Here is a 23,449-nt window from a genome sequence, read left to right on the forward strand (position 1 = left end):
GCATGGCGGCCGTCCAGATCGCGCCCGTCGCGGTGCGGGCCAATGTCGCGGCAGGGACGGTCTATCGCTATTTCCCGTCGAAGGCCGAGTTGATCTCGGAATTGATCACGGAGGTCTCGCGCGACGAACTGTCCGCGATCCGCCGCGCCGCCGATGCCGCGCCCGGGCCGTCGTCGGCACTGGCCGCCGCGGTGACGACGATCGCGGTCCACGTGCTGTCGCAGCGCAAGCTCGCCTGGGGCATCCTGGCCGAGCCCGTCGATGTCGACGTCACCGCCTCGCGCCTCGCCAGCCGCCGCGATATTTCCGGCGAGCTTGCGATGCGCATCGACGCCGCCGTGCGTGCCGGGCATCTGCCGGCGCAGGATACGGCGCTGGCCGCCACCGCCTTGCTCGGCGCGCTGCACGAGGCGCTGGTCGGTCCGCTGGCGCCAAGCAATCTCGACGATCCGATCAAGCTGCGCGATGCGGTGCAGACCGTGACGCTGCTTGCATTGCGCGCGGTCGGCGTGATGGACGCGCGCGCGCGCGGCCTCGTGGTGCAGGCGACGACCCCGGCGAAGGCGCTGGTCGGCGCTTAACATCCAGGCGCGGGGCGAACACTTCTGTCGCAATGGCGTTGTAGTTTTGCGGGCTGGGTTCAACCAACCTCAGGGAGCAACGCATGACGACGACCCACGGCTCGGCCAAATGGCAGGGCGGTATCAAGGACGGCAAGGGCGCGATCTCGACTAAGAGCGGCGCACTCGCGGATTATCCCTACGGCTTCGCCAGCCGCTTCGAGGGCAAGCCCGGATCGAACCCCGAAGAGCTGATCGGCGCGGCGCACGCCGCCTGCTTCACGATGGCACTGTCGCTGATCCTCGGCGAAGCCAAGCTCACTGCGGAGCATATGGAGACCAAGGCCGACGTGACCCTGGAGAAGGTCGCCGACGGCTTTGCCATCACCGCGGTGCACCTGACGCTATCGGCGAAGATCCCGGGCGCCGATAACGCGGCATTCCAGGAATTGGCGGGCAAGGCCAAAGCCGGATGTCCGGTGTCGAAGCTGCTCAACACCAGGATCACGCTCGACGCATCGTTGCAGGGCTGATCGTCGCGCCCAATGCCGGGCGCGCTGAAGCGTGGCCCGGCACGGCGGAAATGATCGTCAGATCTGCGCGTCGCCGTTCGGCCCGACCGAGGCGATGCGCAGCATGTTGGTGGTGCCGGGCGCGCGGAGCGGCACGCCGGCGACGATGATGACGCGCTGGCCGGCCTTGGCAAAGCCGTCGCGGAATGCGATCGAGCCGGCGCGATCGACCATGTCGTCGAGATCGTGCGCGTCCTCGGCCACCACGCAATGCACGCCCCAGGCAACCGACAGCTTTCGACCGGTGACGAGATTGGGCGTGATCGCGACCACCGGTACCTTCGGGCGCTCGCGCGCCACGCGGATCGCGGTCGAGCCCGACGACGTCCAGCAGATGATCGCCGAAAGATCCAGCGTCTCGGCGATCTGCCGCGCGGCATCGGCGATGGCATCGCCCACGGTCGGCTCGGGATCGACGCGCTGCGCGTTGATCACGCTGCGATAGGTCGGGTCGCGCTCCACTTCCTCGCCGATGCGGTTCATGGTGGAGACCGCCTCCACCGGGAATTTGCCGGCGGCGGATTCCGCCGACAGCATGATGGCGTCGGCGCCTTCATACACCGCGGTGGCGACGTCGGAGACTTCGGCGCGCGTCGGCACCGGCGCCTGGATCATCGATTCCAGCATCTGGTCGCGACCACCACCGGGCGTCCGGCGCGCCGCGCCATCCGGATCATCTGCTTCTGCAGGCTCGGCACCCGCTCCAGCGGCAGCTCGACGCCGAGATCGCCGCGCGCCACCATCAGCGCGTCCGCTGCATCGATGATGTCGGCGAGGCGATCGATGGCCTGCGGTTTCTCGATCTTGGCCATCACGGCGGCGCGGCCGCGGATCATCTTCTTGGCCTCGAGCACGTCCTCGGCGCGCTGCACAAAGGACAGCGCGACCCAGTCGATCCCCTCCGGCAGCGCGGCTTCGAGGTCGGCGCGGTCCTTCGGGGTCATCGCCGAGACCGGCAGATCGGTGTCGGGCAGGCTGACGCCCTTGCGGTCCGACATCTTGCCGCCGATCACCACACGCGTCACCGCGCGGTCGGGCGAGGTCTCTTCGGCGATGAGCCGGACCTTGCCGTCGTCGAGCAACAGCGCGTGGCCCGGGCGGAGCGCGGCGAGGATCTCCGGATGCGGAAGCTGGACACGGCTGTTGTCGCCCAGTGCCTTGTCGGAATCCAGAATGAAGCTCTGGCCGTTCTTGAGCTGGGTCGAGCCTTCCGCGAAGGAGCCGAGTCGCAGCTTCGGCCCCTGCAGGTCGACCAGGATGCCGATCGGCCGGCCGTAGCTGGATTCGACATTGCGGATGGTCTTGACCAGTTCCCGCATCTTGTCATGCGGGGTGTGGCTCATGTTGATGCGGAAGACGTCGGCGCCCGCCTCGAACAGCTTGCGGATCATCGCGCTGTCCGAGGAGCCGGGCCGAGCGTTGCGAGGATCTTGATTCGGCGCAGTCGTCTCATGGCTTGTTTCCGGGCGTTGCGGCTGGCGGCAGACCAGACGCGCCCGGAGGCGCTGCGCCCGGCGGTGGGTTCGGCAGGCCCGGCATCGCTCCGGGGCTTCCCGGGCCGACGCCGCCCGGCATTCCCGGTACTTTCTGCGGCTGTTGTTCGTTGGCTTCGGTCAGTTGGACGGTCCATGCACGCTGCTCGCCGGTGTCGACCTCGAAGAAGCCGGTGCGGTCAAAACCGCGCGCTAGGCAATTCTCGGTACCCTTGATGGTGAATTCCTTGTCGCGCGAGCACATGAAGGCCTGGCCGGACCATTCCCCGCCGCGATCATAGTCGAGAGCGTAGATGTAGTAATAGCGCGCGACAAGGTTGCCGCGCAGCAGGGTCTCGCAGGTCCGCGACGACACGTTCCACCAGCCTTCGGTGGTCCAGCCCTCGGCGTCCTTGTAGCCCAGCGCGATCCCGACGCGGCTCGATGTGTTGTTGCAGAGCCGGAAATCGGCGGCCGCCGGGCTCGTCCACAGGCACGCCGCGACGAGCGCCAGCCCCGGCAGGAGGCAGGCGAGGGTCAGGCGGATATTGCGGGGAGCTGAGGCGAGAGAATCTATTGGGCTCATGCGGCGAAGCTATATCAAATCATTGACGATTTCGCGTGTCCGGCAGGCACTGTCAACGAGCGGGCGCCCGTCTCTCACGGAGTGGGATCGCGGCACGTCTGGCCGAACCGGTCCATTTTGCGCGCCGATATGGCAAAATCTGTGACAATTCCCATCTGATATCAATATGGTGAGCGCCACAGCCGGGATCACGAAAATGAGCATTGACGACAAAACCAGAACGGAACTTGAGGCCGCGGTCTTCCGGCGCCTCGTCAATCATCTGCGCAACCGGACCGATGTGCAGAACATCGACCTGATGAACCTGGCCGGCTTCTGCCGCAATTGCCTGTCCAACTGGATGAAGGAAGAGGCCGACGCCAAGGGCCTTGCGGTGAGCAAGGACGAGAGCCGTGAGGCGGTCTACGGCATGCCCTATGAGGAATGGAAGGCCAAGCATCAGGGCAGCGCGACGCCGGAGCAGCTTGCGGCGATGAAGAAGGCCCAAGGCGGGCATTAAATCTCCCTCTATGTGACGTCCGTTCCGTGGCTCTCAGCATCTCCTGTGGGCGCGCTGTGGATGAGCGCGATGTTTCCTTGACGGAACGCGCTCCAAAATCGAGGGTCGCCCGCGACAAGCGGTGCGCGTGGCGCGTATTCGCGCGACATTTCATTGCCATTTCAGGAGTACGCGATGGCCACCACGTCTGCCGCCGTTCAGGATGAGCCCGCAACGCGATTTGCCAAGGACCAGCTCAGGTCCATCATCGAACGCATCGAGCGGCTGGAAGAAGAAAAGAAGACGATCTCGGACGATATCCGCGACGTCTATGCCGAGGCCAAGGGCAACGGCTTCGACGTCAAGGCACTGCGCACCATCGTGCGCCTGCGCAAGCAGGATGCCAACGAGCGCCAGGAGCAGGAGACCATCCTGGAGACCTACATGCAGGCGCTTGGCATGCTCTGACGTCAGCGTTTGGTCGGGCGGCTCGCGCACGGCGCTCGGCCTTCGTTCAAAACAGGGATCAGGTCGCGCGCGAAGCGCGCCCTGTCATGCCCCTCGTGTCATGCCGCTCGTCACGCCGGCTCCATGCCGTAACGACGCTTGGGCGCATCGGCCTCCGCCGACGTCAGATATCTGATCAGGTCGCGTGCGCCGGCCTCATTGGCGGCCGCGGCGCAGACAGCGCACGAAAACAGCGTGACGGACTGAGCTTCCGGGGGCAGTGGGCCGGCCGCCTTCGGCCTCGCCGCGTGCCACCAAGGTCGAAACCCGCGCAGCTCCCCGGCTTGAGCAAGCCGTCCTCCTCGAGCTGCTTCATGGCTTCGTCCGCGAGCACGACGATATCGAACGGCTCGCCGGCGCGAATGCGCTTGGCGGCATCGACGCCGCCGACTGACTCGATGCTGGTCAGCTGTCCGGTCGTCGTCTGGAAGGCACTGCTTAGCTCCGTCAGGATCTGACGGGTCGCCATGGACGAGATGCCTGTTATTGTTGCGGTCATCTTTGGCTCTTGGGCGATCCATCTGAGGCTGGCCTTCGCCAGCCTGCATTTCAAGGCTCCCCACCCGCACGAGGCACCCACCAAGGCTTCTGTCGAGGCTTGGGTGCAACCACGGGATTTGCTAGGCTGCACCTGAGGTAACCGGGCAGATCGTTCAGATGGACGTGCCAGGACCAGAGCGCAGGCTCGCAGCGGTCCTCGCCGCCGACATGGTCGGCTATAGCCGCCTCATGGAGGCTGACGAGACGGGTACCCTTGCGCGTCTCAAGACCCATCGCATCGAGCTGATCGATCCGGCGATATCCAAGAATCGCGGCCGCATCATCAAGACCACCGGCGACGGCATGCTGGTCGAGTTTCACAGCGTGGTCGATGCGGTGCTGTGCGCCGCGGAAGTCCAGCGCCGGATGGCCAAACGCAACACCGACGTCGCGCCGGCGCGGTGGATGCAGTTTCGCATCGGCATCAATCTCGGCGATGTGATCGTCGACGGGGCCGACATCTTCGGCGACGGCGTCAATGTCGCCTCCCGCCTGGAGACGCTGGCCGAACCCGGCGGCATCTGCATTTCCGGCGCGGTCCGCGATCAGGTCGGCGATCGCCTGGAAGACCTCAGCTTCGAGGACCTCGGCGATCAGACCGTCAAGAACATCGCGCGCCCGATCAGGGTTTTCCGCGTCCATCTCGAAACGGATTCCGGGAGCGCTCCCGAGCGGGTGAGTGCGGCAGCGACACAAGTCGTCGCCAAGAAGCCCTCGATCGCCGTGCTGCCGCTCGTCAACATGAGCGGCGATCCCGAGCAGGAATTCTTCGCCGACGGCCTCACCGAGGACATCATCACCGAGCTGTCGCGCTTCCACGATCTGCTGGTGATCTCGCGCAACTCGACCTTCGTGTACAAGGGCAAGGCCGTGAAGGTGCAGGACGTCGCGAAGGAATTCGCCGTCGACTATGTGCTGGAGGGCAGCGTGCGGAAGGCCGGCGGCCGGATCCGTGTCACGGTACAGCTGATCGATGCCGTGGCCGACCGACACGTCTGGGCCGAGCGCTACGACCGCGAGCTTGCCGATATCTTCGCCATCCAGGACGAGATGACGCGCGCGATCGTGGCGACGCTCCCGGGACGGGTCGAGGCGGCCGCGCATGACCGCGTCAAGCGCAAGCCGACCGACAACATGGCCGCCTACGAGTGCGTGCTCGCCGCCAAGGTGCTGCATCATCGCTCGGCTCGGGACGACAATGCGGAAGCGCAGTGTCTGCTCGAGCGCGCCATCGTGCTTGATCCGAACTACGCCCACGCGCACGCGTGGCGGGCCTGCGTGCTCGGCCAGACCTGGGTCTACAACTGGTGTGACGACCGCGACGCGACTTTTGCGCAAGTCGCCGCCGAGCTCGAAATCGCGCTCAAGCTCGATGATAACGACAGCGACGTGCACCGGATTCTCGCCGCGCTGAACCTCAACCGCGACGACCACGACAAGGCAGCCTTCCATCAGGAGCGCGCGCTCGCGCTGAACCCGAACTACGACCTTGTCGTCGTGCAGCAGGGTGAGCTCCTGACCTGGCTCGGGCGGCCGGAAGAAGGCATCGACTGGATCAAGCGGGCGATGCGCCTCAATCCGTTCCATCCGGAGCGCTTCTGGAGCCATCTCGGCCGCGCCTGCTATTGCGCCGAGAAATACGCCGACGCAGCCGAGGCGTTCTCGCGGATCACACGGCCCGACTACACCCATCACGCCTTCCTCGCGGCGACGCTGGCGCAGATGGGCAACGCGGTGGCAGCCTCCGCGCACGCCGCCGAGGTGCTGAAGCGCGAGCCGTCCTTCTCGGTCGCCGCCCATCTGGCAACCCAGCACTACAAGCGCGCGCCCGATCGGGCGCGCTACGAGGCGGGCTTGCTCAAGGCAGGGCTGCCGGCATAACCGGCCGAAGGCATATTGTGGGCAGGAGGGGTTAGCGCAGCGAGGCGGTGCGCAGCACGAACGACTGGGTCGTCAGGAGGGCGGTCGCCGAGCCCGAGAAGTGATCGCAGGTCATGCCCATCATCGGATCTTCCGAGAAGGTCATGGCGACGGCGGCCTGCGGCTTCACGAAATGCTGCCGCATCATGTTCATGTCGGTGTCGCCGAGCACCGTGGTCAGCATGCCGCTGCTCGCGCTCGGCGCCAGCATCACGACGCGCATCCAGATGTCGTTGCCCTTGGCGGCCGAGATCCGCGTCGACGTGGTGATCACGCCCTGACCCGGTGCACCCTTTGCGACGACGGTGTTGATTTCGGTGGCCGGCGCCGCCGCGTTGCGCACCGGGCGCACATTGCGCGGGATCGGCGCGGTCGCCGCGACGATGTTGGCGCGATCGACCGGCGAGGACGCCGCGGGCGCATAGGCCAGCGCCTTGTTGAAGCTGTCCGTCGTGCTGGCGGTGGTCTGCGGATCGGCACCACCGACCGCTTCACGCGCCTTCAGCGCGGCGATCTGCGCGGCCGATGCCTGCTTCGGTGCGGCTCCCTCGTCACCCCAGAAGCCGCGGGCGTTGATGATGTCGGCGGGCGATTGCGGTTCGGCGTTCTCGGCCGTCTGCACCACCTGCACCGCCGGCTTGGACTTCGGCATCGGGACGAGCTGCGCGTCGGCGGCGGCGAGCTGGATCGCGGCGGCGAACTGCTGCGGCTTGGCGCGCGGCAGCGGGATCGGATCGGCGGATTTGGCGGGCACCGCGGCGGCAACCACGGTGTTGGCCGCGGGCTTGTCGTTCACGCTGGCCGCGCCTTCGTCTTCGTCGTCGCTCGACTTGCCCGCGCCGAACAGCTTCGCGAGCAGGGACGGCTTGCTGATCACAGCAGCGTCGTCGCCATTGCCACGGCGCTCGATGTCGGCCTTGGCGAGTTCATAGCCCTTCAGCGGCGTGCCGTCGGTCGGGACATGGACGGTGCGGCCGTCGGGGAACACCCTGACCAGTTGCTCGCGAGTCATGCGCGGCCAGTGGCGAATGCCGCCGGTGTCGAGATGCACGAACGGCGAACCCGAGGTCGGATAGAAGCCGACGCCGCCGCGCTGCAGGCGCAGGCCGGCGTAGCGGATCTGCTCCAGCGGCACGCCCGGAATGAAGAAGTCCATCGCATGCCCCAGCATGTGCTGGCTGTGGCGCGCAACGCCCGACGAGCGGCGGCGGAGCATGGCGTTGGTGGCTGGAGCGCGATAGGCGGAGATGATCTGGATCGGCTGCTTGCCGCCGACGTCGCTGTAGACCTCCCAGAGGATATCGAAAAGGTGACGGTCCATCACCGTCTCATCCTGGGAGCGCCAGTCGCGCAGGAAATGATTCAGCTGCTTCAGCGCGGCTTCGTCGTAACGGCCATCGCGCTTGAAGGTGATGGTGAGGTCTTCGTTGGAATGGGTGTGGTGGAAGGAGAGGGTGCGGGTCTGGTTCAGCGCAGTCGCATCGTGGACCGAGCCGGCGCCCGCCAACAGCAATAGCGCGCTCAGGCCGACTTGGTACCCGGCCTTAGGCAGCAACAGCGGTTTGAAGCGGCGTGCGAAGACAGCCAGCACTATGAGCCCACCCAGTCGACGAGCGTTCGCTCGGCATCCTCGCAGACCCCCTGCGGAAGACGGTGAACGCTTTCTTAAAGCGGGAGGGTTAACCGAGGTTTACCGACCCGCCCCCAAGTTGGGCTTAACTAACTGGGCGAGTGTGGCAAAAGATAGCCCTGTTCCCCCCGGGGCGATGCGAAATGGTTAACGTCAACGATCTCGCTTTTTGAGCGAGATCGTTGATTTTGCTTCAAAATTTAGGCCAATCAGGCCGGAAAGCAGATTAGCGGGTAATCACCCGGCGCTGCTGCTGGGCCTGCCCGCGGCGGACCGGCTGCGGCTCAGGCTGTCCGAATCCCCCGAACAGGCGCTCGAAGAAGTTCGGTCCTGAGGAGCCGAAGCCGCTGTTGTCGCCGGCCACGTTGACGCCCGGAGGCAGGCTGCTGCTCGGCGGCCGCGAATAGCTCGGCTGGGCGTGCGCCACCACCGTTTCGAGATCCTTGCCGCGGCTGTTCTTGAGCAGCGACAGCATGGTGGCGTCGCGGCCGTAAACGTCCCTGCGGATCTGCAGCTTGCCGGCGTCGTCCACGAACGCGGTCTGGTAGGTGATGTTCACCGGGATCGGCGTCGGGAATTTCAGGTCGACTTCGCTGGAGCCGTACATGCCGCGGATCCGCTCCGGCGTGTAGTGCTGGTTCGGCTCGGCGATGTTGAGCAGCACCGAAGCGTACTGATCGGGATTCTGCACGCGCATGCAGCCGTGGCTGAAGGCGCGCTCGTCCTTCGCGAACAGGTACTTGTCCGGCGTGTCGTGCTGATAGACCAGGAACTTGTTCGGGAAGTTGAAGCGGATGCGGCCGAGCGCGTTGGCTTCGCCGGGCGGCTGCGAGATGTGGATCGAGCCGTCGCGGTTGCGCTCGAGCTTGAGGCCCATGCGCTGCAGCACCGTCGGGTCCTGCTGCAGGGCCGGCAGATACTCGTTGTAGATGATCGACGGCGGCACGTTCCAGGTCGGGTTGACCGTGATGTACTTCATCGTCTCGGTCAGAAGCGGGGTCGCATGCTGGCCGGGCTTGCCGGTGACGACGCGCGTGGTCCAGGCCTGCGCGCCGTTCTGCATCACCTTCAGCGTGTAGTCGGGGATGTTGAGGATCACATAGGCATTGCCGAGATTGGCGGCGCCGAGCTGGCGCGGCAGCCAGCGCCAGCGTTCCATGTTGACGATCACGGTGTCGATCTGGCGGTCGCGCTTCGGATTGTTCAGCGCCTTGACCGTGCGCTCGTCGAGCACGCCGGTCGGCTTGAGATCGACGCTGGCCTGGAATCTCTCCACCGCGCGCGCGACGGTCGCGTCGTACTTGGTGCTGTCGGCATTCTCGGTGACGCCGAGCTTGTTACGCAGGTCCGGCACCCGCGGATCGTCCATCTCGACCGCAGCCTGCTTCTTGCGCGCCGGCAAATATTTCAAGACGGGGCCGTCGGCGATCGTGATCACCGGGCCGTCGCCCTGGCCACGCAGCTCGGCGAGTTTCTTCTTGAGGTCCTTGTAGAGCTTCTGCGGCGGGTTATAGCCGTCGAGCGCGGCCGAGGCGTCCTTCGCGGAGGTCACGTTCGCGAACACTTCCGCCGGATCGATCGGGTGCTCCGGATAAAGGATGTCCGCCGAAACCTGCGACCAGTGCATGCGGCCGCTCTGGGCCTGGCGTGCATAGTCCAGCATGCTGGACGCGAGCTTCAATTCGGCGTCGGCCAGCGCATCGGGTGACGTCGCTGCGGCGAAATCCGGCACCGGATAGTCTGATGCATCGAGGCCATCGGCGGCCGCATCCTTGAGACGGGCGATCACGCCCTTGCCGGCGTCGGTCAACTTGCCGGCCTTGGTGAAGACCGGCGCGTAGTCGCGGGCCGAATAGAATTTCTCGGCCGCAGCGCGCTCGTTCTTGCGATCGAAGGTGCGCAGCGTCTTGCTGGCGAGCAGCTCGCGCAGCTTGTCGGCGACCGGCTGATCCTCGGAGGCAACGTTGCTCGCGGCCTTTGCGGGTTCGGTCGCCGGAGCAGCCGCCGTCGCGGGAGCAGGAGCTGCGGCGGGCGCGGTGGCCGTTGCCGGCGCGGAGCTTGCCGAAGGCGCAGTTGCGGTGGCGGGAGCGGGCGAGGCCGCTGCCGGCGCGACCGCGGTATCCGTCTTCGGTGTATCGGCGGGCTTCGTTGCCGGCGCCGTGACGACATCGGCGGGCTTTGGTTCGACGGCCTTTGCCGTGGCGCTCGGCTCTGCATCGACAGGCTTCGCATCAACGGGCTTGGTCTCGGTGGCCTGCACGTTCGTCGGTTTCACGTCGGCCGGCTTGGCGGCGTCGGGCAGTGCGGCGGTGGTGTCGGCCTTGAAATCGCCCGCGGTGGGCGGCGGCACGTTGGCCGGCTCGGGGCGCGGGATCGCGGCGTCGATCGCCAGTTCCGCGGCGCTGGATCGAGGCGTGTCCTGTGCGAAGGCTGCGGTCGCGGACACCGTGAGGAAGGTTGCCGCGACGGCCGTCAATACGCGGTCAAATCCTCGACGGTTGTTCGAACAGTCACGCATCGTCACACCCCCTGGGTGGAACTGCTCCAGTCAAGCTGGAACAGTTCAAATCAGTATTTGTTTCATCGCTTGCGCGAAAGCGCCGGCCTCTCGATCGACTCGCACGCCTGCACGCAACGAACGCAGACGATACATTTGCCCCTCGTATGCAGCCAGCGCCATGCGGGGCAACTCACGACAAACTGACCTCGAAGCAGCTGATTTCGCTCGGGCTGTGCGTTTTGCCACGCGGCACAGCCTTTGTCTGTCACCGCCACGACACGGTTCAAAAGGTTCCCTGGTATTGTTTGATCGGCCCCGAGGCCAATGCGACCTAGGTGGGGTCCGTCGCGCGCGTGCCGTCCGCCGCTTCGTCGAGTTTGCGGTAGAGGGTCGAGCGGCCGATCTTGAGGCGTCGCGCGACCTCCGACATCTGTCCGCGGTAATGCGAAATCGCGAAGCGGATGATCTCGTTCTCGAGATCTTCCAGCGGGCGCACCTCGCCCGCGGCGTTGAGCATCGAGAGGCCGCCCGCAGTGGGGAGGACGTTGGTCGCAGGTATTTCATTACCGGATATCATGGCGGGGGCCGTGGAGGGCGACACCACCAGCGGCTCGCCCTGCAGGGATTTGCCTTCCGGCACCGGATGCGCGCTCCCCTGCGGGAAATCGGCCAGCCCAAGCTGGTCGCCGTCGCTCATCACGACGGCGCGATACACCGTGTTCTCGAGTTGGCGGATGTTGCCCGGCCAGTCGAGCTGCGCCAGATACGCCATCGCATCGCCGCTGATTCCGGTGATGTTGCGGTTCTCCTCGGCGCAGAACCGCGCCAGGAAATGCCGCAGCAAATGCGGAATGTCTTCGCGCCGCTGCCGCAGCGCCGGAATGGTCAGCGGCAGCACGTGCAGGCGATAGAACAGGTCCTCGCGGAACTGGCCGGCTTTCACGAGATCGAGCAGCTTGCGGTTGGTCGCCGAGATGATGCGGACATCGACCTTGACCGGCTTGCGGCCGCCGACCGCCTCGACGGTCCCTTCCTGCAGCGCGCGCAGCAGCTTCACCTGCGTGGCCAGCGGCAATTCGCCGACCTCGTCGAGGAACAGCGTGCCGCCATGGGCCTCGACGAACTTGCCCTGGTGACGCTCGGTGGCGCCGGTGAAGGCGCCCTTCTCATGGCCGAACAGGATCGATTCGACGAGATTGTCCGGGATCGCCCCGCAGTTCACCGCGACGAACGGCTTGGCCTTGCGCTCGCTGCTGCCATGGATGGCGCGCGCGAACAGTTCCTTGCCGACGCCGGACTCGCCCTCGATCAGCACGGGAATCGTCGAGGATGCGGCTTTCTGCGCGGTGCGCAGCACCCCGGCCATCGCCTCGCTGCGGGTAATGATGTCGGAGAATGTCAGCCGACCCTCGCGGCTGTGGCGGATGCGCTGCAATTCGCCCTTGAGCGCCGAGGCGTTGAGGGCATTGCGCAGGGACACCTGGAGCCGTTCGAAGCCGACCGGCTTGACGACGAAATCCTGGGCACCGGCGCGCATCGCCGACACCACATTGTCGATGCCGCCATGCGCGGTCTGGACGATCACCGGGACGTTCAAACCAGCTTCACGAATCTTTGCGAGGACTCCGAGACCGTCGAGGCCCGGCATCACGAGGTCGAGCACGACGGCATCGATCGTCTGCGTCTCGGATGCGGTCAAGGCCGCTACCGCCGCGTCGCCGCTGTCCACGACGAGGGGCTCATAGCCGCACTTCTGCACCATGTTTTCAACCAAACGACGCTGTACTGCGTCATCATCGGCGATCAAAATGGTGGCAGCCATGGTTTTCCCCGCACGCTACGATTATTTGTCTCGAATCGGGGCACTGTCGCCGATGCCGATTAACGCACTCTTAAACGTTGCAAACCCGCATTCATTCCGCCGCCGCCGACATCTTTCCGACTGAAGTAAGGTTACGAACAAGATGACCTCGCGCTCCAAAACTGCTCCGAACAAGTCTGCTCTCAGCAAGGCCGCTCTCCGCAAGGACACCGCGCTGCGCAAGACGGCCGCGCAACGCAAACCGGCCCCGGCCGGCCCGGCGGCGAAAAAGGCAGCCAGCAAGACCGGCAAGCTTCCGGAATGGAATCTGGCAGATCTCTACTCCGGTATCGACGCGCCAGAGGTTGCACGCGATCTGCAGAAAATGGATGCAGATTGCGTCGCGTTTGAGACCGACTTCAAAGGTAAGCTTGCCGAAAATACCGCCAGGGAAGGCGGCGGCAAGTGGCTTGCCGAGGCGGTCCGCCGCTATGAGGCGATCGACGATCTGGCAGGCCGTCTCGGCTCTTATGCCGGTCTGGTCCATGCCGGCGACAGCGTCGATCCCGCGATCTCGAAGTTCTATGGCGACGTGTCGGAACGGCTGACCGCCGCATCGGTGCATCTCCTGTTCTTCTCGCTCGAGCTCAACCGGGTTGACGATGATGTGATCGAGCGCGCGATGGCCGAACCCGAACTCGGCCACTACCGGCCCTGGATCGAGGATCTGCGCAAGGACAAGCCGTACCAGCTCGAGGATCGCGTCGAGCAGCTCTTCCACGAAAAGGCGCAGAGCGGCTACGCAGCCTGGAACCGGCTGTTCGACCAGACCATCTCCGGCCTGCGCTTCAAGGTCTCAGGCAAGGAGCTCGCGATCGAGCCGACGCTGAACCTGTTGCAGGACAAGGCGGGGGACAAGCGCAAGTCCGCGGCGCAGGCGCTGGCCAAGACCTTCAAGGACAATGAGCGCACCTTCGCGCTGATCACCAACACCCTCGCCAAGGACAAGGAAATCTCCGATCGCTGGCGCGGCTTCCAGGATGTCGCGGATTCCCGCCATCTCAACAACCGCGTCGAGCGCGAGGTGGTCGACGCACTGGTCGCCTCCGTGCGCGCGGCCTATCCGAAGCTGTCGCACCGCTATTACGCGTTGAAGGCCGGATGGTTCAAAAAGAAGAAGCTGCCGCACTGGGACCGCAACGCGCCGCTGCCGTTCGCGGCGACCGGCACGATCGCCTGGCCCGAGGCGCGCAACATGGTGCTGTCGGCCTATAACGGCTTCTCGCCGAGGATGGCCGAAATCGCGGAGCGCTTCTTCGACGATCGCTGGATCGATGCGCCGGTCCGTCCCGGCAAGGCGCCCGGCGCGTTCTCGCATCCGACCACCCCGTCGGCGCATCCCTATGTGCTGATGAACTATCAGGGCAAGCCGCGCGACGTGATGACGTTGGCGCATGAGCTGGGCCATGGCGTCCATCAGGTGCTGGCGGCGAAGAACGGCGCGCTGATGGCGCCGACGCCGCTGACGCTGGCGGAAACCGCGAGCGTGTTCGGCGAGATGCTGACCTTCAAGCGGCTGCTGTCGCAGACCAGGAACGCCAAGCAGCGCCAGGCGCTGCTCGCGGGCAAGGTCGAGGACATGATCAACACCGTGGTGCGGCAGATCGCGTTCTATTCATTCGAGCGCGCGGTCCATACCGAGCGCAAGAATGGCGAGCTCACCGCCGAGCGGATCGGCCAGCTCTGGCTCAGCGTGCAGGGCGAGAGCCTTGGGCCCGCGATCGAGATCAAGCCGGGCTACGAGACCTTCTGGATGTACATCCCGCACTTCATCCACTCGCCGTTCTACGTCTACGCCTATGCGTTCGGCGACTGCCTGGTGAACTCGCTCTATGCGGTCTACGAGCATGCGTCGGAGGGTTTCGCCGAGCGCTATCTCGACATGCTCGCCGCCGGCGGCACCAAGCACTATTCCGAGTTGCTGCGGCCGTTCGGGCTCGACGCCAAGGACCCGAAATTCTGGGATGGCGGTCTCTCCGTCATCGCCGGCATGATCGACGAGCTGGAGGCGATGGGCTGACGCCCATCGGCTTTCGGTCCGCCCGGGTCAGATTCGTTCGGCATTTTTGCGCCTCACGGCATGATCGTCCCGTGGCGCCCGCGTTTCGGGGATTAATCCTGTCGCGGGGCCGTCGCTCGAGGGGTGAATCGGGGACGATTTGCGCTTCAAATCGCCCGATCGGGACCACGCCGTTGCCCTGCCAATCTGTTTGCGGTAATGGCTCGCAGAACGCGAATTTCTGACTGGGGACAGCAATGGCAGACCATAGCGAAGTGGCCTATACGACCGCCGACGGCAACGATTACGTGGCGCATGAGCAGACCTACGAAGGGTTTCTCATCCTGGTCAAATACGGCACCATCAGCGTCGCCATCATCCTCGCTCTGATGGCCTATTTCCTGGTCTGATCCCTGATCGGCTAGCGGCATCGCCGTCCCGCGGCGGTGCCGGAATTTCTGTCGAAACCCGGGTGCAAAAACTGGGTATCCAATCTGGCGAAAATAACGCTAGTTTGAAGACGCGTGCGCCGCTCGCGCCGCCGGAGGGCCCATGAAGATCGCCGTTGCCAAGGAAATTGATCCGTCCGAGCCGCGGGTTGCGGTTTCGCCCGATACCATCAAGAAGTTCAAGGCGATCGGCGCCGAGGTCGCGGTCGAGCCGGGCGCGGGCATCAAGTCGGGCCTGCCCGATTCGGAGCTCACCGCAGCCGGCGCCACCGTCTCTGCCGATGCGCTCAAGGACGCCGACATCATCATCAAGGTGAAGCGGCCCGAGGCCTCCGAACTCTCCAAATACAAGCGCGGTGCGCTGGTCGTCGCGATCATGGACCCCTATGGCAACGATGCCGCGCTGAAAGCGATGGCCGATGCCGGCGTTTCGGCGTTTGCGATGGAATTGATGCCGCGCATCACCCGCGCCCAGGTGATGGACGTGCTGTCCTCGCAGGCCAATCTGGCCGGCTACCGGGCGGTGATCGAGGGCGCCGAGGCGTTCGGCCGCGCCTTCCCGATGATGATGACCGCCGCCGGCACCGTTCCGGCCGCCAAGGTGTTCGTGATGGGCGTCGGCGTTGCCGGCTTACAGGCGATCGCGACCGCGCGGCGGCTCGGTGCCATCGTGACCGCGACCGACGTGCGGCCCGCTACCAAGGAGCAGGTCGAATCGCTCGGCGCGAAATTCCTCGCCGTCGAGGACGAGGAGTTCAAGAACGCGCAGACCGCCGGCGGCTACGCCAAGGAAATGTCCAAGGAATACCAGGCCAAGCAGGCGGCGCTGACCGCCGAGCACATCAAGAAACAGGACATCGTGATCACCACCGCGCTGATCCCGGGCCGTCCGGCGCCGAGGCTGGTGTCGGGCGAGATGGTGAAATCGATGAAGCCCGGTTCGGTGCTGGTCGATCTCGCGGTCGAGCGCGGCGGCAATGTCGAGGGCGCCAAGCCCGGCGAGGTCGTCGAAACCGACGGCATCAAGATCGTCGGCTATACGAATGTCGCCGGCCGCGTCGCCGCATCCGCTTCCAGCCTGTATGCGCGCAATCTGTTCTCGTTCATCGAGACGATGGTCGACAAGGCCAGCAAGGCGCTCGCGGTCAATTGGGACGACGAGCTGGTGAAGGCCACCGCGCTGACCAAGGACGGCGCCGTCATCCATCCCAACTTCCAGCCGAAGTAAGGAGAGAAGCCATGGAGCATCTCGCGCAGGCCGTTGATCCCTTCGTGTTCCGGCTGTCGATTTTCGTTCTCGCCGTGTTCGTCGGCTATTTTGTGGTGTGGTCGGTGACACCGGCGCTGCACACGCCGCTGATGAGCGTGACCAACGCGATCTCCTCGGTGATCGTGGTCGGCGCGCTGCTCGCGGTCGGCGTCGGCATGGTGTCGAGCGGCTCGGGCTGGGCCCGCGGCTTCGGCTTCATCGCGCTGATCTTCGCCTGCGTGAACATCTTCGGCGGCTTCCTGGTCACCCAGCGAATGCTGGCGATGTACAAGAAAAAAGCCAAGTAACGGCAACCACCTCGGGGTGATGTAAGAATTTGGGGGGACCTGAGATGAGCGCCAATCTGTCTGCAGTATTCTATCTCGTCGCCGGCGTCCTGTTCATCCTGGCGCTGCGCGGCCTGTCGAGCCCGGCATCGTCGCGCCAGGGCAACATGTTCGGCATGATCGGCATGGCGATCGCGGTCGGCACCACGCTGGCGAGCCATCCGCCGGCCGACGGCGTGGCCTGGCTGCTGGTCATTCTCGCGGTCGCGATCGGCGGCGGCATCGGTGCCGTGATCGCGCGCCGCGTGCCGATGACCTCGATGCCCGAGCTCGTCGCCGCATTCCACTCGCTGGTCGGCATGGCCGCGGTGCTGGTCGCCGCCGGCGCGTTCTATGCGCCCGAGGCGTTCGATATCGGCACGCCCGGCAACATCCATCCGCAGAGCCTGGTCGAGATGTCGCTCGGTGTCGCGATCGGCGCGCTGACCTTCACCGGCTCGGTGATCGCGTTCCTGAAGCTCTCGGCACGGATGAGCGGCGCGCCGATCATCCTGCCGTTCCGCCACGCGATCAACATCGTGCTGGCGCTGGTGCTGGTGTTCTTCATCGTCGGCCTCGTGATGTCGGGCAGCGCGCTCGACTTCTGGCTGATCACGATCATCGCGCTGGCGCTCGGCGTGCTGATGATCATCCCGATCGGCGGCGCCGACATGCCGGTCGTGATCTCGATGCTGAACTCCTACTCCGGCTGGGCCGCGGCCGGCATCGGCTTCACGCTCGGCAACTCGGCGCTGATCATCACCGGCGCGCTGGTCGGCTCGTCTGGCGCGATCCTGTCCTACATCATGTGCCACGCGATGAACCGCTCGTTCATCTCGGTGATCCTCGGCGGCTTCGGCGGCGAGACCGCGGCGGCCGGCGGTGGCTCCGGCGAGCAGAAGCCCGCCAAGCTCGGCTCGGCCGATGACGCCGCCTTCATCATGAAGAACGCCTCCAAGGTCATCATCGTGCCCGGCTACGGCATGGCGGTGGCGCAGGCCCAGCACGCGCTGCGCGAAATGGCAGATCTGCTGAAGAAGGAAGGCGTCGAGGTGAAATACGCCATTCACCCGGTGGCGGGCCGCATGCCCGGCCACATGAACGTGCTGCTGGCCGAGGCCAACGTGCCCTATGACGAGGTGTTCGAGCTCGAGGACATCAACTCGGAGTTCGCCCAGGCCGACATCGCTTTCGTGATCGGCGCCAACGACGTCACCAATCCGGCGGCGGAAGAGGACAAGACCTCGCCGATCTACGGCATGCCGGTGCTGCAAGTCTGGAAGGCCGGCACGGTGATGTTCATCAAGCGCTCGCTGGCATCGGGCTATGCCGGCATCGACAATCCGCTGTTCTATCGCGACAACACCATGATGCTGCTCGGCGACGCCAAGAAGGTGACCGAGAACATCGTCAAGGCGATGGCCTGACGCTGATGGCCCTGAACCGGGAGTGGCATCGAGACCATCGCATGCCGCCCCGGGCCACACGCGAGCAGCGCATCAAATGGCATGTGGCGCATGCGAATGCTTGCGCTTGCCGGCCGGTTCCCGACAGCCTCAGGCTCGAGGTCGAAAAGCTGCTCAATTCGAGGCGCAAGCCGCTCTCGGCGGCCACCAAAGACCAGCGGCGGGACTAAAAACTGCAAAACAACCCCATGCAAAGTAGCAATGGGGCCTCGCATCATCCGACACACTAAATCTAGAGCGGAAATTGAGAGCTGCAGGCGAGATTTGCGCGTGGTTCTGACGATCCTGAAATGGCTGCTGATCGTCGCCGCGGTCGTCTATCTCGGTGGCCTTGCGGTGCTCTACGTCAAGCAGCGCGAGATGCTGTTTCCGATTCCGCCGGTGGGACGGACCGCGCCGGCGGCCGCAGGCCTTCCCGAGGCCGAAGAGCAGGTGCTGACCACTGAAGACGGCGAGAAGGTCATCGTCTGGCACGTGCCGGCGAAGCCCGGCCGCCCCGTCGTGCTGTTCCTTCCCGGCAATGGCGATTTCCTGGCCGGGCGCGTCGCGCGCTTCAAGGCCATCACGGCCGACGGCACTGGGCTGGTCGCGTTGTCCTACCGCGGCTATGCGGGCTCGAGCGGCTCTCCGAGCGAGCAGGGGCTGTTGCAGGACGCAGCAGCGGCCTACGCGTTCACCACAGCGCGCTACCGTCCCGCCGAGATCGTGGCCTGGGGCTTCTCGCTCGGCACCGGCGTTGCGGTTGTGCTCGCCGCCGAGCATCCGGTCGGCCGGCTGATCCTGGAGGCGCCGTACACATCGACGGCCGACGTCGCCGGCGAGCACTTCTGGTTTGTGCCGATCAGCCTGTTGATGCGGGATCAATTCCATTCAGACCAGCGAATCAACGGCGTCACGGTGCCGCTGCTGATCATGCACGGCACCGACGATCCGGTGGTCCCGATCCGTTTCGGCGAGCGCCTGTTCGGCCTCGCCCATGAGCCCAAGCAGTTCGTGCGACTGCCCGGTGGCGGGCACGACAATCTCGACGATTTCGGTGCGATGGGGACGGCGCGGCCGTTTATCGATGCCGCAAGAGGCTGACGGGGGCGATTGTCTATCGCATAATCGCATCACCGGAAGTGAGGGGATCCCACGATGAGTGCACACGGACCGATGCCACGGTCGGCCTGGCTGTATCCTGTTCTGGCGGTGCTGTTGTTTGCCGCAGTCACCGCCACGGGTTACAGCTTCGCGCCATCGGCTCCCGGCTGGGTGTTCGCGGCCGTGCTGCTGCTGATCCTGTTCGGTACCGTGTTCGCGGCGGTGCATCACGCCGAGATGATTGCGGAGCGGATCGGCGAGCCGTTCGGCACGCTGCTCCTGACGCTTGCGGTGACCATCATCGAGGTGGCGCTGATCTCGACCATCATGCTGGGCGACACGCCGGCGCCGACGCTCGCGCGCGACACCGTGTTCGCGGTGGTGATGATCGTCTGCAACGGCCTGGTCGGGCTCTGCATCTTCATCGGCGGCATCCGCTACCGCGAGCAGGATTTCCAGATCACCGGCGCCAACCTCTATCTCAGCGTGCTGTTCGTGCTCGCGACCATCACGCTGGACATGCCGAATTTCACGCTGACCGCGCCGGGTCCGATCTATTCCACGGCCCAGCTTGCCGTGATCAGCATCGTGACCCTGCTGCTCTACGCGGTATTCCTCTACACCCAGACCATCCGCCACCGCGACTACTTCGTCGGCGGCGCCAACGAGGCGGCCGCGCATGGCGAGGTGATGTCGGACCGCATGACCGCGATCAGCGTTGCCTTGCTGTTGGTGTCGCTGCTGGCGGTGGTGCTGCTGGCCAAGAAGTTCTCGCTGGTGGTCGATGTCGTCACCGTCAAGATCGGCGCGCCGCCGGCCTTTGCCGGTCTGGTGGTGGCGGCGCTGATCCTGTTGCCGGAGAGCGTTGCCGCGGTGGCGGCGGCGCGCAAGAACGACCTGCAGAAGAGCATCAACCTCGCGCTCGGCTCCTCGATCGCGACTATCGGGCTTACGGTTCCCGCGGTGGCCCTTGCCGCCCATGTGCTCGACAAGGAGCTGGTGCTCGGGCTCAGCAACCAGCATATGCTGATCCTGCTGCTGACCTTCATGGTCAGCATGCTCACCTTCGGAACCGGCCGCACCAACATCCTGTTCGGGCTGGTTCACATGGTGGTATTCGCCGTGTTCGTGTTCATGGTCTTTGTGCCCTGAAGCGCGATGAGATTCGCGCTTCAACCTTTTGTTTGCGCATGATCTCCGCGCAAACGCGTTCCGCGTTTGTCGCGAGGGAAAACCGCTTCGCACTTTTCCGGATCATGCGTTAGAGCATGATCCGCTCAACAAGAAACCTGGAGAAGTGACGATGCTCAGCGCCAAATCGGACGTGCAGGTGGATACGGCGGAGGTTCGCGTGACCGAATGGCGGCTCGCGCCCGGCAGCGCCACCGGCCATCACACCCACGAGATGGACTATGTCATCGTTCCGATCACGACCGGCGAGATGACGATCGTGGCGCCGAACGGCGAGCGCTCGAAGGCGCAACTGGGGGCCGGCAAGTCCTACTTCCGCAAGGCCGGGGTCCAGCACGACGTGCTGAACGAGACGGCCAGCGAGATCGTGTTCCTCGAGGTCGAACTCAAGCCGTGAGGCGACAGCGCCTGACAACCCAAACCAACACCCCGGAAGATCCATTGTTATCGCGATCGGTGAAGAGGACAACTCAGAAGCGCGCGAGAAAGAGTCTGCGGGTACTCAAAGGAGGCAAGGCCAAAGCCTAAGGGCTCTCTGCCTAAGGGCTCTCTCCACAGGAGGGAAGGGGCTTCGCGAAAAAGACGGATGAAAAATAGTTAGGAAAATCAGTCTCTTAAATTAACGTTTAAGATTCCATTGACGTTTAATGCACAGTTAAAGCCCATTTGCGCTGATCTATTGACGTAGACGACGGTTCCATTGTAGATGTTCCCTCGCGAACAACCTGCAAAGGCACTAAACCATGAATACCACCGCCCCGAGTCCGGCGGGTCCGGACCAGGCTGCCAAGCCACGTCTGCGCTTTAAACTTCCAACCTTCCGCGTCGGCTTCGCGAAGCAAATGGACGCGCTCCGTGCATACGCGATCCTGAGTGACAACGGCACGAAGGCTGTCCACTACTCTCGGATCGCCGAGGTCATCAAGGTTCACGAGGCAAACGTGTCCTCGATGAATCCATTCTTCCTCGAAATTGGCTTGATCGCTAAGGCGGCGAACGGCTACGTGCCCACCCCTGCAGTTCTCGACTACAATCGCGCACACGCTTGGAATGCCGATACGGCTGCCGTGCGGCTTGCTCCGCTTCTCAGGAATACCTGGTTCGGACAGGAGTTATCTCAGCGGCTCCTGTTCCGTTCGATCGGCGAAGAAGAAGCTATTCAGATTTTGGCCGACGCTTCGACTGCTGGCCCAGAAGCAAAGCCGCAACTTCGCATCCTGATCGACTTCTGTGAGAGCGCAAAGATCATCGAGCGCGCAAATGGCGCGCTAAAGCTTCTGCCGGTTAGCGCTCAAGCCCATGAGGGCGAATCCGCGTCGTGGCCTTTCCAGACTCAGGAAACTGAATTGCCACCCAGTCCCCTGCCGCCGCCTCCTCCGCCTTTGCCAACGTTCACGCCACCGCCCTCCGCAAGTCCGATGAGTGCGCCTCAAAATGCCGGGGGGATTGGATTGGATGTCAGCATCAACGTGAGCATGGCCGAAATGAAGGATTGGAGTCCGGAGCGAATCACGGCCTTCTTTACAGGTATTGCGCAGGTTTTGGCCGCGAAGAATCAGAGCGGCTAGCAAGGTCAACCCGGGACCGACTAGGTGGCAAGTTTTGCGAACAACCCCTAGCCGGCCCCATGTCGAGCGCTGGTTTGGTCACCAGCGGACCAGAACGGGGGGTCATATTGGCTTCCCCAGAAAGGGAAGAGAGGTCATGTGGCTAATGACCGGGACAATATGAGCTAGCCCTGTCCAGTGTGGGGCGGTAGACCGTCGCCTCACACTGGAAGGGTACTAAATATATGGTTTCGCAAGCAAATTGTTTTTAGTGTGCTCTTTTGATTCTCTCATTTGCGTATTTCGCGAATTTTAGCAGCATGCTCCGGCTTATTTGAGCAATCGAGCATAGTAGCGCTTATGGACAATCTCGGCAGGGAGCCCCGTCCGAAATCCTCAAACTACTTTGCGAGCGAATAAGCGTCCGGGCCATCTCCACGGGCAGGGAAGATCACAATTCTCAGATTGCCGGCTGCGCCAACGCGGCGAAGATGTCGTGGACAGGGTTGACGTGCCTGAAGCTATAGAGGCGCTCCAAATGCGGCTAACTGCCTAGCCGTTCGTGGTCCCTGTACGCACGCAGAAGCCGCAAACACTGGGAGATTTTTTCTTTGTGAAATGCAGTGCGGCGACCTGTGGTCTCCGAGCCATTCATAAACGTGCGCGAACCCCTGCGATATTCTGAAAGAACCTCGCGAGAACGCCGGATTTGGTCCCAGAGGGACGTTTTCGCTGACTCGAATCGGCCCATGACTGTGAGTATGAGCCAGCTTTTGCGGGCCGCAAGCTCGGGGGCACGGTCATCCACTATGACGCTTAATCTAATTGGACCTATTACCCACGCGACGAATGGCAGATACGACTCTGCGCGGCTGTGGAAATTCATATCCCGTTAACGGCTGCACGATGAATTAAGAGGTGGATGCGGCCTACGCAGGGGGCGCCTCCGGCTGAAACCAAAGTGACACCAAAGGTGACGTCGGAACGGGGGTTTGCCACCGATCCGACGCAGTTGATCCCTGAATGTGCCTCAAAGTTCCAGCATGAAATAACGGGGTGGGGAGTGGCAGGTCATGCTGAGTTACCTGAAGAAATTTGTGATGGACATCTTACCCTCGGTGGCAGCGACCATCATCGGGGCGTACATCGTCAATCACTACATCGTGTCCAAGCCGGAAGCGCCCGTCGCCGCGGCCGTGACCGCCGCCGATCCCAAGGCAGACCCCAAAGCCGCCGCCAAGCCCGCCACCGTGGTCGGCAGCCTCCCCGAAGCCGGCGTGAAGGCCAAGGGCATGTCCGAGCGCACGCTGATCGAGCGGTCGGCGTCCGAGAAGGCCACCGTCACCGAGAAGCCCGCCGAGAAGTCGGCCGACACCAAGCCTGCCGAACCGAAGGCCGATGCGCCGGCCGATACCGCCAGCATCCCCGCTGACGCCCGCCATCATCCGGTGGCGCCGAAGGCGGTCGCGAAGGTGACGCCCGCCGCTGCACCGCAGCCGGCCGCGCCCGCGAC

20 protein-coding genes and 2 pseudogenes are annotated in these 23,449 nt (G+C 64.4%); 15 read left to right on the top strand and 7 right to left on the bottom strand.

The features are described from left to right. On the top strand, nucleotides 1-581 hold a 581-nt coding region (locus H8A92_RS30570), incomplete at its 5' end, for a TetR/AcrR family transcriptional regulator (protein WP_229199178.1). An 83-nt stretch (nucleotides 582-664) separates the two neighbouring features. Next, the gene (locus H8A92_RS30575) at nucleotides 665-1,093 is read left to right on the top strand and encodes an OsmC family protein (RefSeq protein ID WP_229199179.1); all 429 of its coding nucleotides are present in this window, start codon (nucleotides 665-667) and stop codon (nucleotides 1,091-1,093) included. A 57-nt stretch (nucleotides 1,094-1,150) separates the two neighbouring features. Here H8A92_RS30575 and pyk read toward each other — a convergent pair. Both pyk and H8A92_RS30585 read right to left on the bottom strand, forming a co-directional pair. After that, nucleotides 1,151-2,585: pseudogene (gene pyk / locus H8A92_RS30580) on the bottom strand (pyruvate kinase). Further along, nucleotides 2,582-3,190, bottom strand: a complete 609-nt coding sequence (locus H8A92_RS30585; RefSeq protein WP_229199180.1) for a DUF1036 domain-containing protein — start codon at nucleotides 3,188-3,190, stop codon at nucleotides 2,582-2,584. Before H8A92_RS30585 ends, pyk begins: the two are co-directional and overlap by 4 nt. 196 nt (nucleotides 3,191-3,386) lie before the next feature. Here H8A92_RS30585 and H8A92_RS30590 point away from each other — a divergent pair, with 196 nt between their 5' ends. Together H8A92_RS30590 and H8A92_RS30595 are read left to right on the top strand one after the other, a co-directional pair. Continuing rightward, on the top strand, nucleotides 3,387-3,689 hold the full coding sequence (locus tag H8A92_RS30590; RefSeq protein ID WP_229199181.1) for a DUF1244 domain-containing protein: 303 nt from the start codon (nucleotides 3,387-3,389) through the stop codon (nucleotides 3,687-3,689). 174 nt (nucleotides 3,690-3,863) lie between these two features. Continuing rightward, nucleotides 3,864-4,136: a DUF2312 domain-containing protein gene (locus tag H8A92_RS30595; RefSeq protein ID WP_050422683.1), complete on the top strand. Its 273-nt coding sequence runs from the start codon at nucleotides 3,864-3,866 to the stop codon at nucleotides 4,134-4,136. Between the two features lie 110 nt (nucleotides 4,137-4,246). Here the strand turns inward: H8A92_RS30595 and H8A92_RS41080 are convergent, their stop codons facing one another. Both H8A92_RS41080 and H8A92_RS30600 read right to left on the bottom strand, forming a co-directional pair. Further along, nucleotides 4,247-4,369 (bottom strand): hypothetical protein, encoded by a 123-nt coding sequence (locus H8A92_RS41080; protein WP_338026671.1) that lies wholly within the window; start codon nucleotides 4,367-4,369, stop codon nucleotides 4,247-4,249. Further along, entirely contained in the window at nucleotides 4,312-4,674 is a 363-nt protein-coding gene (locus H8A92_RS30600) for a substrate-binding domain-containing protein (protein WP_229199182.1), read from the bottom strand. Before H8A92_RS30600 ends, H8A92_RS41080 begins: the two co-directional genes overlap by 58 nt. 158 nt (nucleotides 4,675-4,832) lie before the next feature. Between H8A92_RS30600 and H8A92_RS30605 the strand changes: the two genes are divergently transcribed. Continuing rightward, the gene (locus tag H8A92_RS30605) at nucleotides 4,833-6,596 is read left to right on the top strand and encodes an adenylate/guanylate cyclase domain-containing protein (RefSeq protein WP_229199183.1); all 1,764 of its coding nucleotides are present in this window, start codon (nucleotides 4,833-4,835) and stop codon (nucleotides 6,594-6,596) included. Nucleotides 6,597-6,627: 31 nt separating this feature from the next. On the opposite strand, the gene H8A92_RS30610 is transcribed toward H8A92_RS30605, so the two are convergent. From H8A92_RS30610 to H8A92_RS30620, 3 genes are all read right to left on the bottom strand, one after another. Beyond that, nucleotides 6,628-8,226, bottom strand: a complete 1,599-nt coding sequence (locus H8A92_RS30610) for a peptidoglycan L,D-endopeptidase MepK (RefSeq protein ID WP_229199184.1) — start codon at nucleotides 8,224-8,226, stop codon at nucleotides 6,628-6,630. Nucleotides 8,227-8,491: 265 nt separating this feature from the next. Then, a complete protein-coding gene (locus tag H8A92_RS30615; RefSeq protein WP_229199185.1) occupies nucleotides 8,492-10,783 on the bottom strand; it encodes a L,D-transpeptidase family protein in 2,292 nt (763 codons plus the stop codon). Nucleotides 10,784-11,096: 313 nt separating this feature from the next. Further along, entirely contained in the window at nucleotides 11,097-12,587 is a 1,491-nt protein-coding gene (locus H8A92_RS30620; RefSeq protein ID WP_229199186.1) for a sigma-54-dependent transcriptional regulator, read from the bottom strand. A 142-nt stretch (nucleotides 12,588-12,729) separates the two neighbouring features. Here H8A92_RS30620 and H8A92_RS30625 point away from each other — a divergent pair, with 142 nt between their 5' ends. From H8A92_RS30625 to H8A92_RS30670, 10 genes and pseudogenes are all read left to right on the top strand, one after another. Then, nucleotides 12,730-14,646: a M3 family oligoendopeptidase gene (locus tag H8A92_RS30625; protein WP_163159660.1), complete on the top strand. Its 1,917-nt coding sequence runs from the start codon at nucleotides 12,730-12,732 to the stop codon at nucleotides 14,644-14,646. Between the two features lie 236 nt (nucleotides 14,647-14,882). Continuing rightward, nucleotides 14,883-15,035, top strand: a complete 153-nt coding sequence (locus tag H8A92_RS30630; protein WP_229199187.1) for an aa3-type cytochrome c oxidase subunit IV — start codon at nucleotides 14,883-14,885, stop codon at nucleotides 15,033-15,035. A 142-nt stretch (nucleotides 15,036-15,177) separates the two neighbouring features. After that, nucleotides 15,178-16,302 (top strand): Re/Si-specific NAD(P)(+) transhydrogenase subunit alpha, encoded by a 1,125-nt coding sequence (locus H8A92_RS30635; RefSeq protein ID WP_229199188.1) that lies wholly within the window; start codon nucleotides 15,178-15,180, stop codon nucleotides 16,300-16,302. A gap of 11 nt (nucleotides 16,303-16,313) precedes the next feature. After that, nucleotides 16,314-16,631 carry a proton-translocating transhydrogenase family protein gene (locus tag H8A92_RS30640; protein WP_050403072.1) on the top strand — a complete coding sequence of 106 codons (318 nt, stop codon included), beginning with the start codon at nucleotides 16,314-16,316 and terminating at the stop codon, nucleotides 16,629-16,631. Between the two features lie 44 nt (nucleotides 16,632-16,675). Next, complete coding sequence (locus H8A92_RS30645) at nucleotides 16,676-18,076, top strand: NAD(P)(+) transhydrogenase (Re/Si-specific) subunit beta (protein WP_229199189.1); 1,401 nt, start codon at nucleotides 16,676-16,678, stop codon at nucleotides 18,074-18,076. Nucleotides 18,077-18,391: 315 nt separating this feature from the next. After that, complete coding sequence (locus tag H8A92_RS30650; RefSeq protein ID WP_229199192.1) at nucleotides 18,392-19,198, top strand: alpha/beta hydrolase; 807 nt, start codon at nucleotides 18,392-18,394, stop codon at nucleotides 19,196-19,198. A 54-nt stretch (nucleotides 19,199-19,252) separates the two neighbouring features. Then, the gene (locus tag H8A92_RS30655; protein ID WP_229199190.1) at nucleotides 19,253-20,350 is read left to right on the top strand and encodes a calcium:cation antiporter; all 1,098 of its coding nucleotides are present in this window, start codon (nucleotides 19,253-19,255) and stop codon (nucleotides 20,348-20,350) included. A 151-nt stretch (nucleotides 20,351-20,501) separates the two neighbouring features. Beyond that, the gene (locus H8A92_RS30660; RefSeq protein ID WP_095731174.1) at nucleotides 20,502-20,786 is read left to right on the top strand and encodes a cupin domain-containing protein; all 285 of its coding nucleotides are present in this window, start codon (nucleotides 20,502-20,504) and stop codon (nucleotides 20,784-20,786) included. A 346-nt stretch (nucleotides 20,787-21,132) separates the two neighbouring features. Next, nucleotides 21,133-21,957, top strand: coding sequence for a hypothetical protein (locus tag H8A92_RS30665; RefSeq protein WP_229199191.1), 825 nt, complete (start codon nucleotides 21,133-21,135; stop codon nucleotides 21,955-21,957). A gap of 1,052 nt (nucleotides 21,958-23,009) precedes the next feature. After that, a pseudogene (locus tag H8A92_RS30670) lies at nucleotides 23,010-23,449 on the top strand (hypothetical protein); the annotation flags it as partial.

Source organism: Bradyrhizobium acaciae (assembly GCF_020889785.1).
Taxonomy (GTDB): domain Bacteria; phylum Pseudomonadota; class Alphaproteobacteria; order Rhizobiales; family Xanthobacteraceae; genus Bradyrhizobium; species Bradyrhizobium acaciae.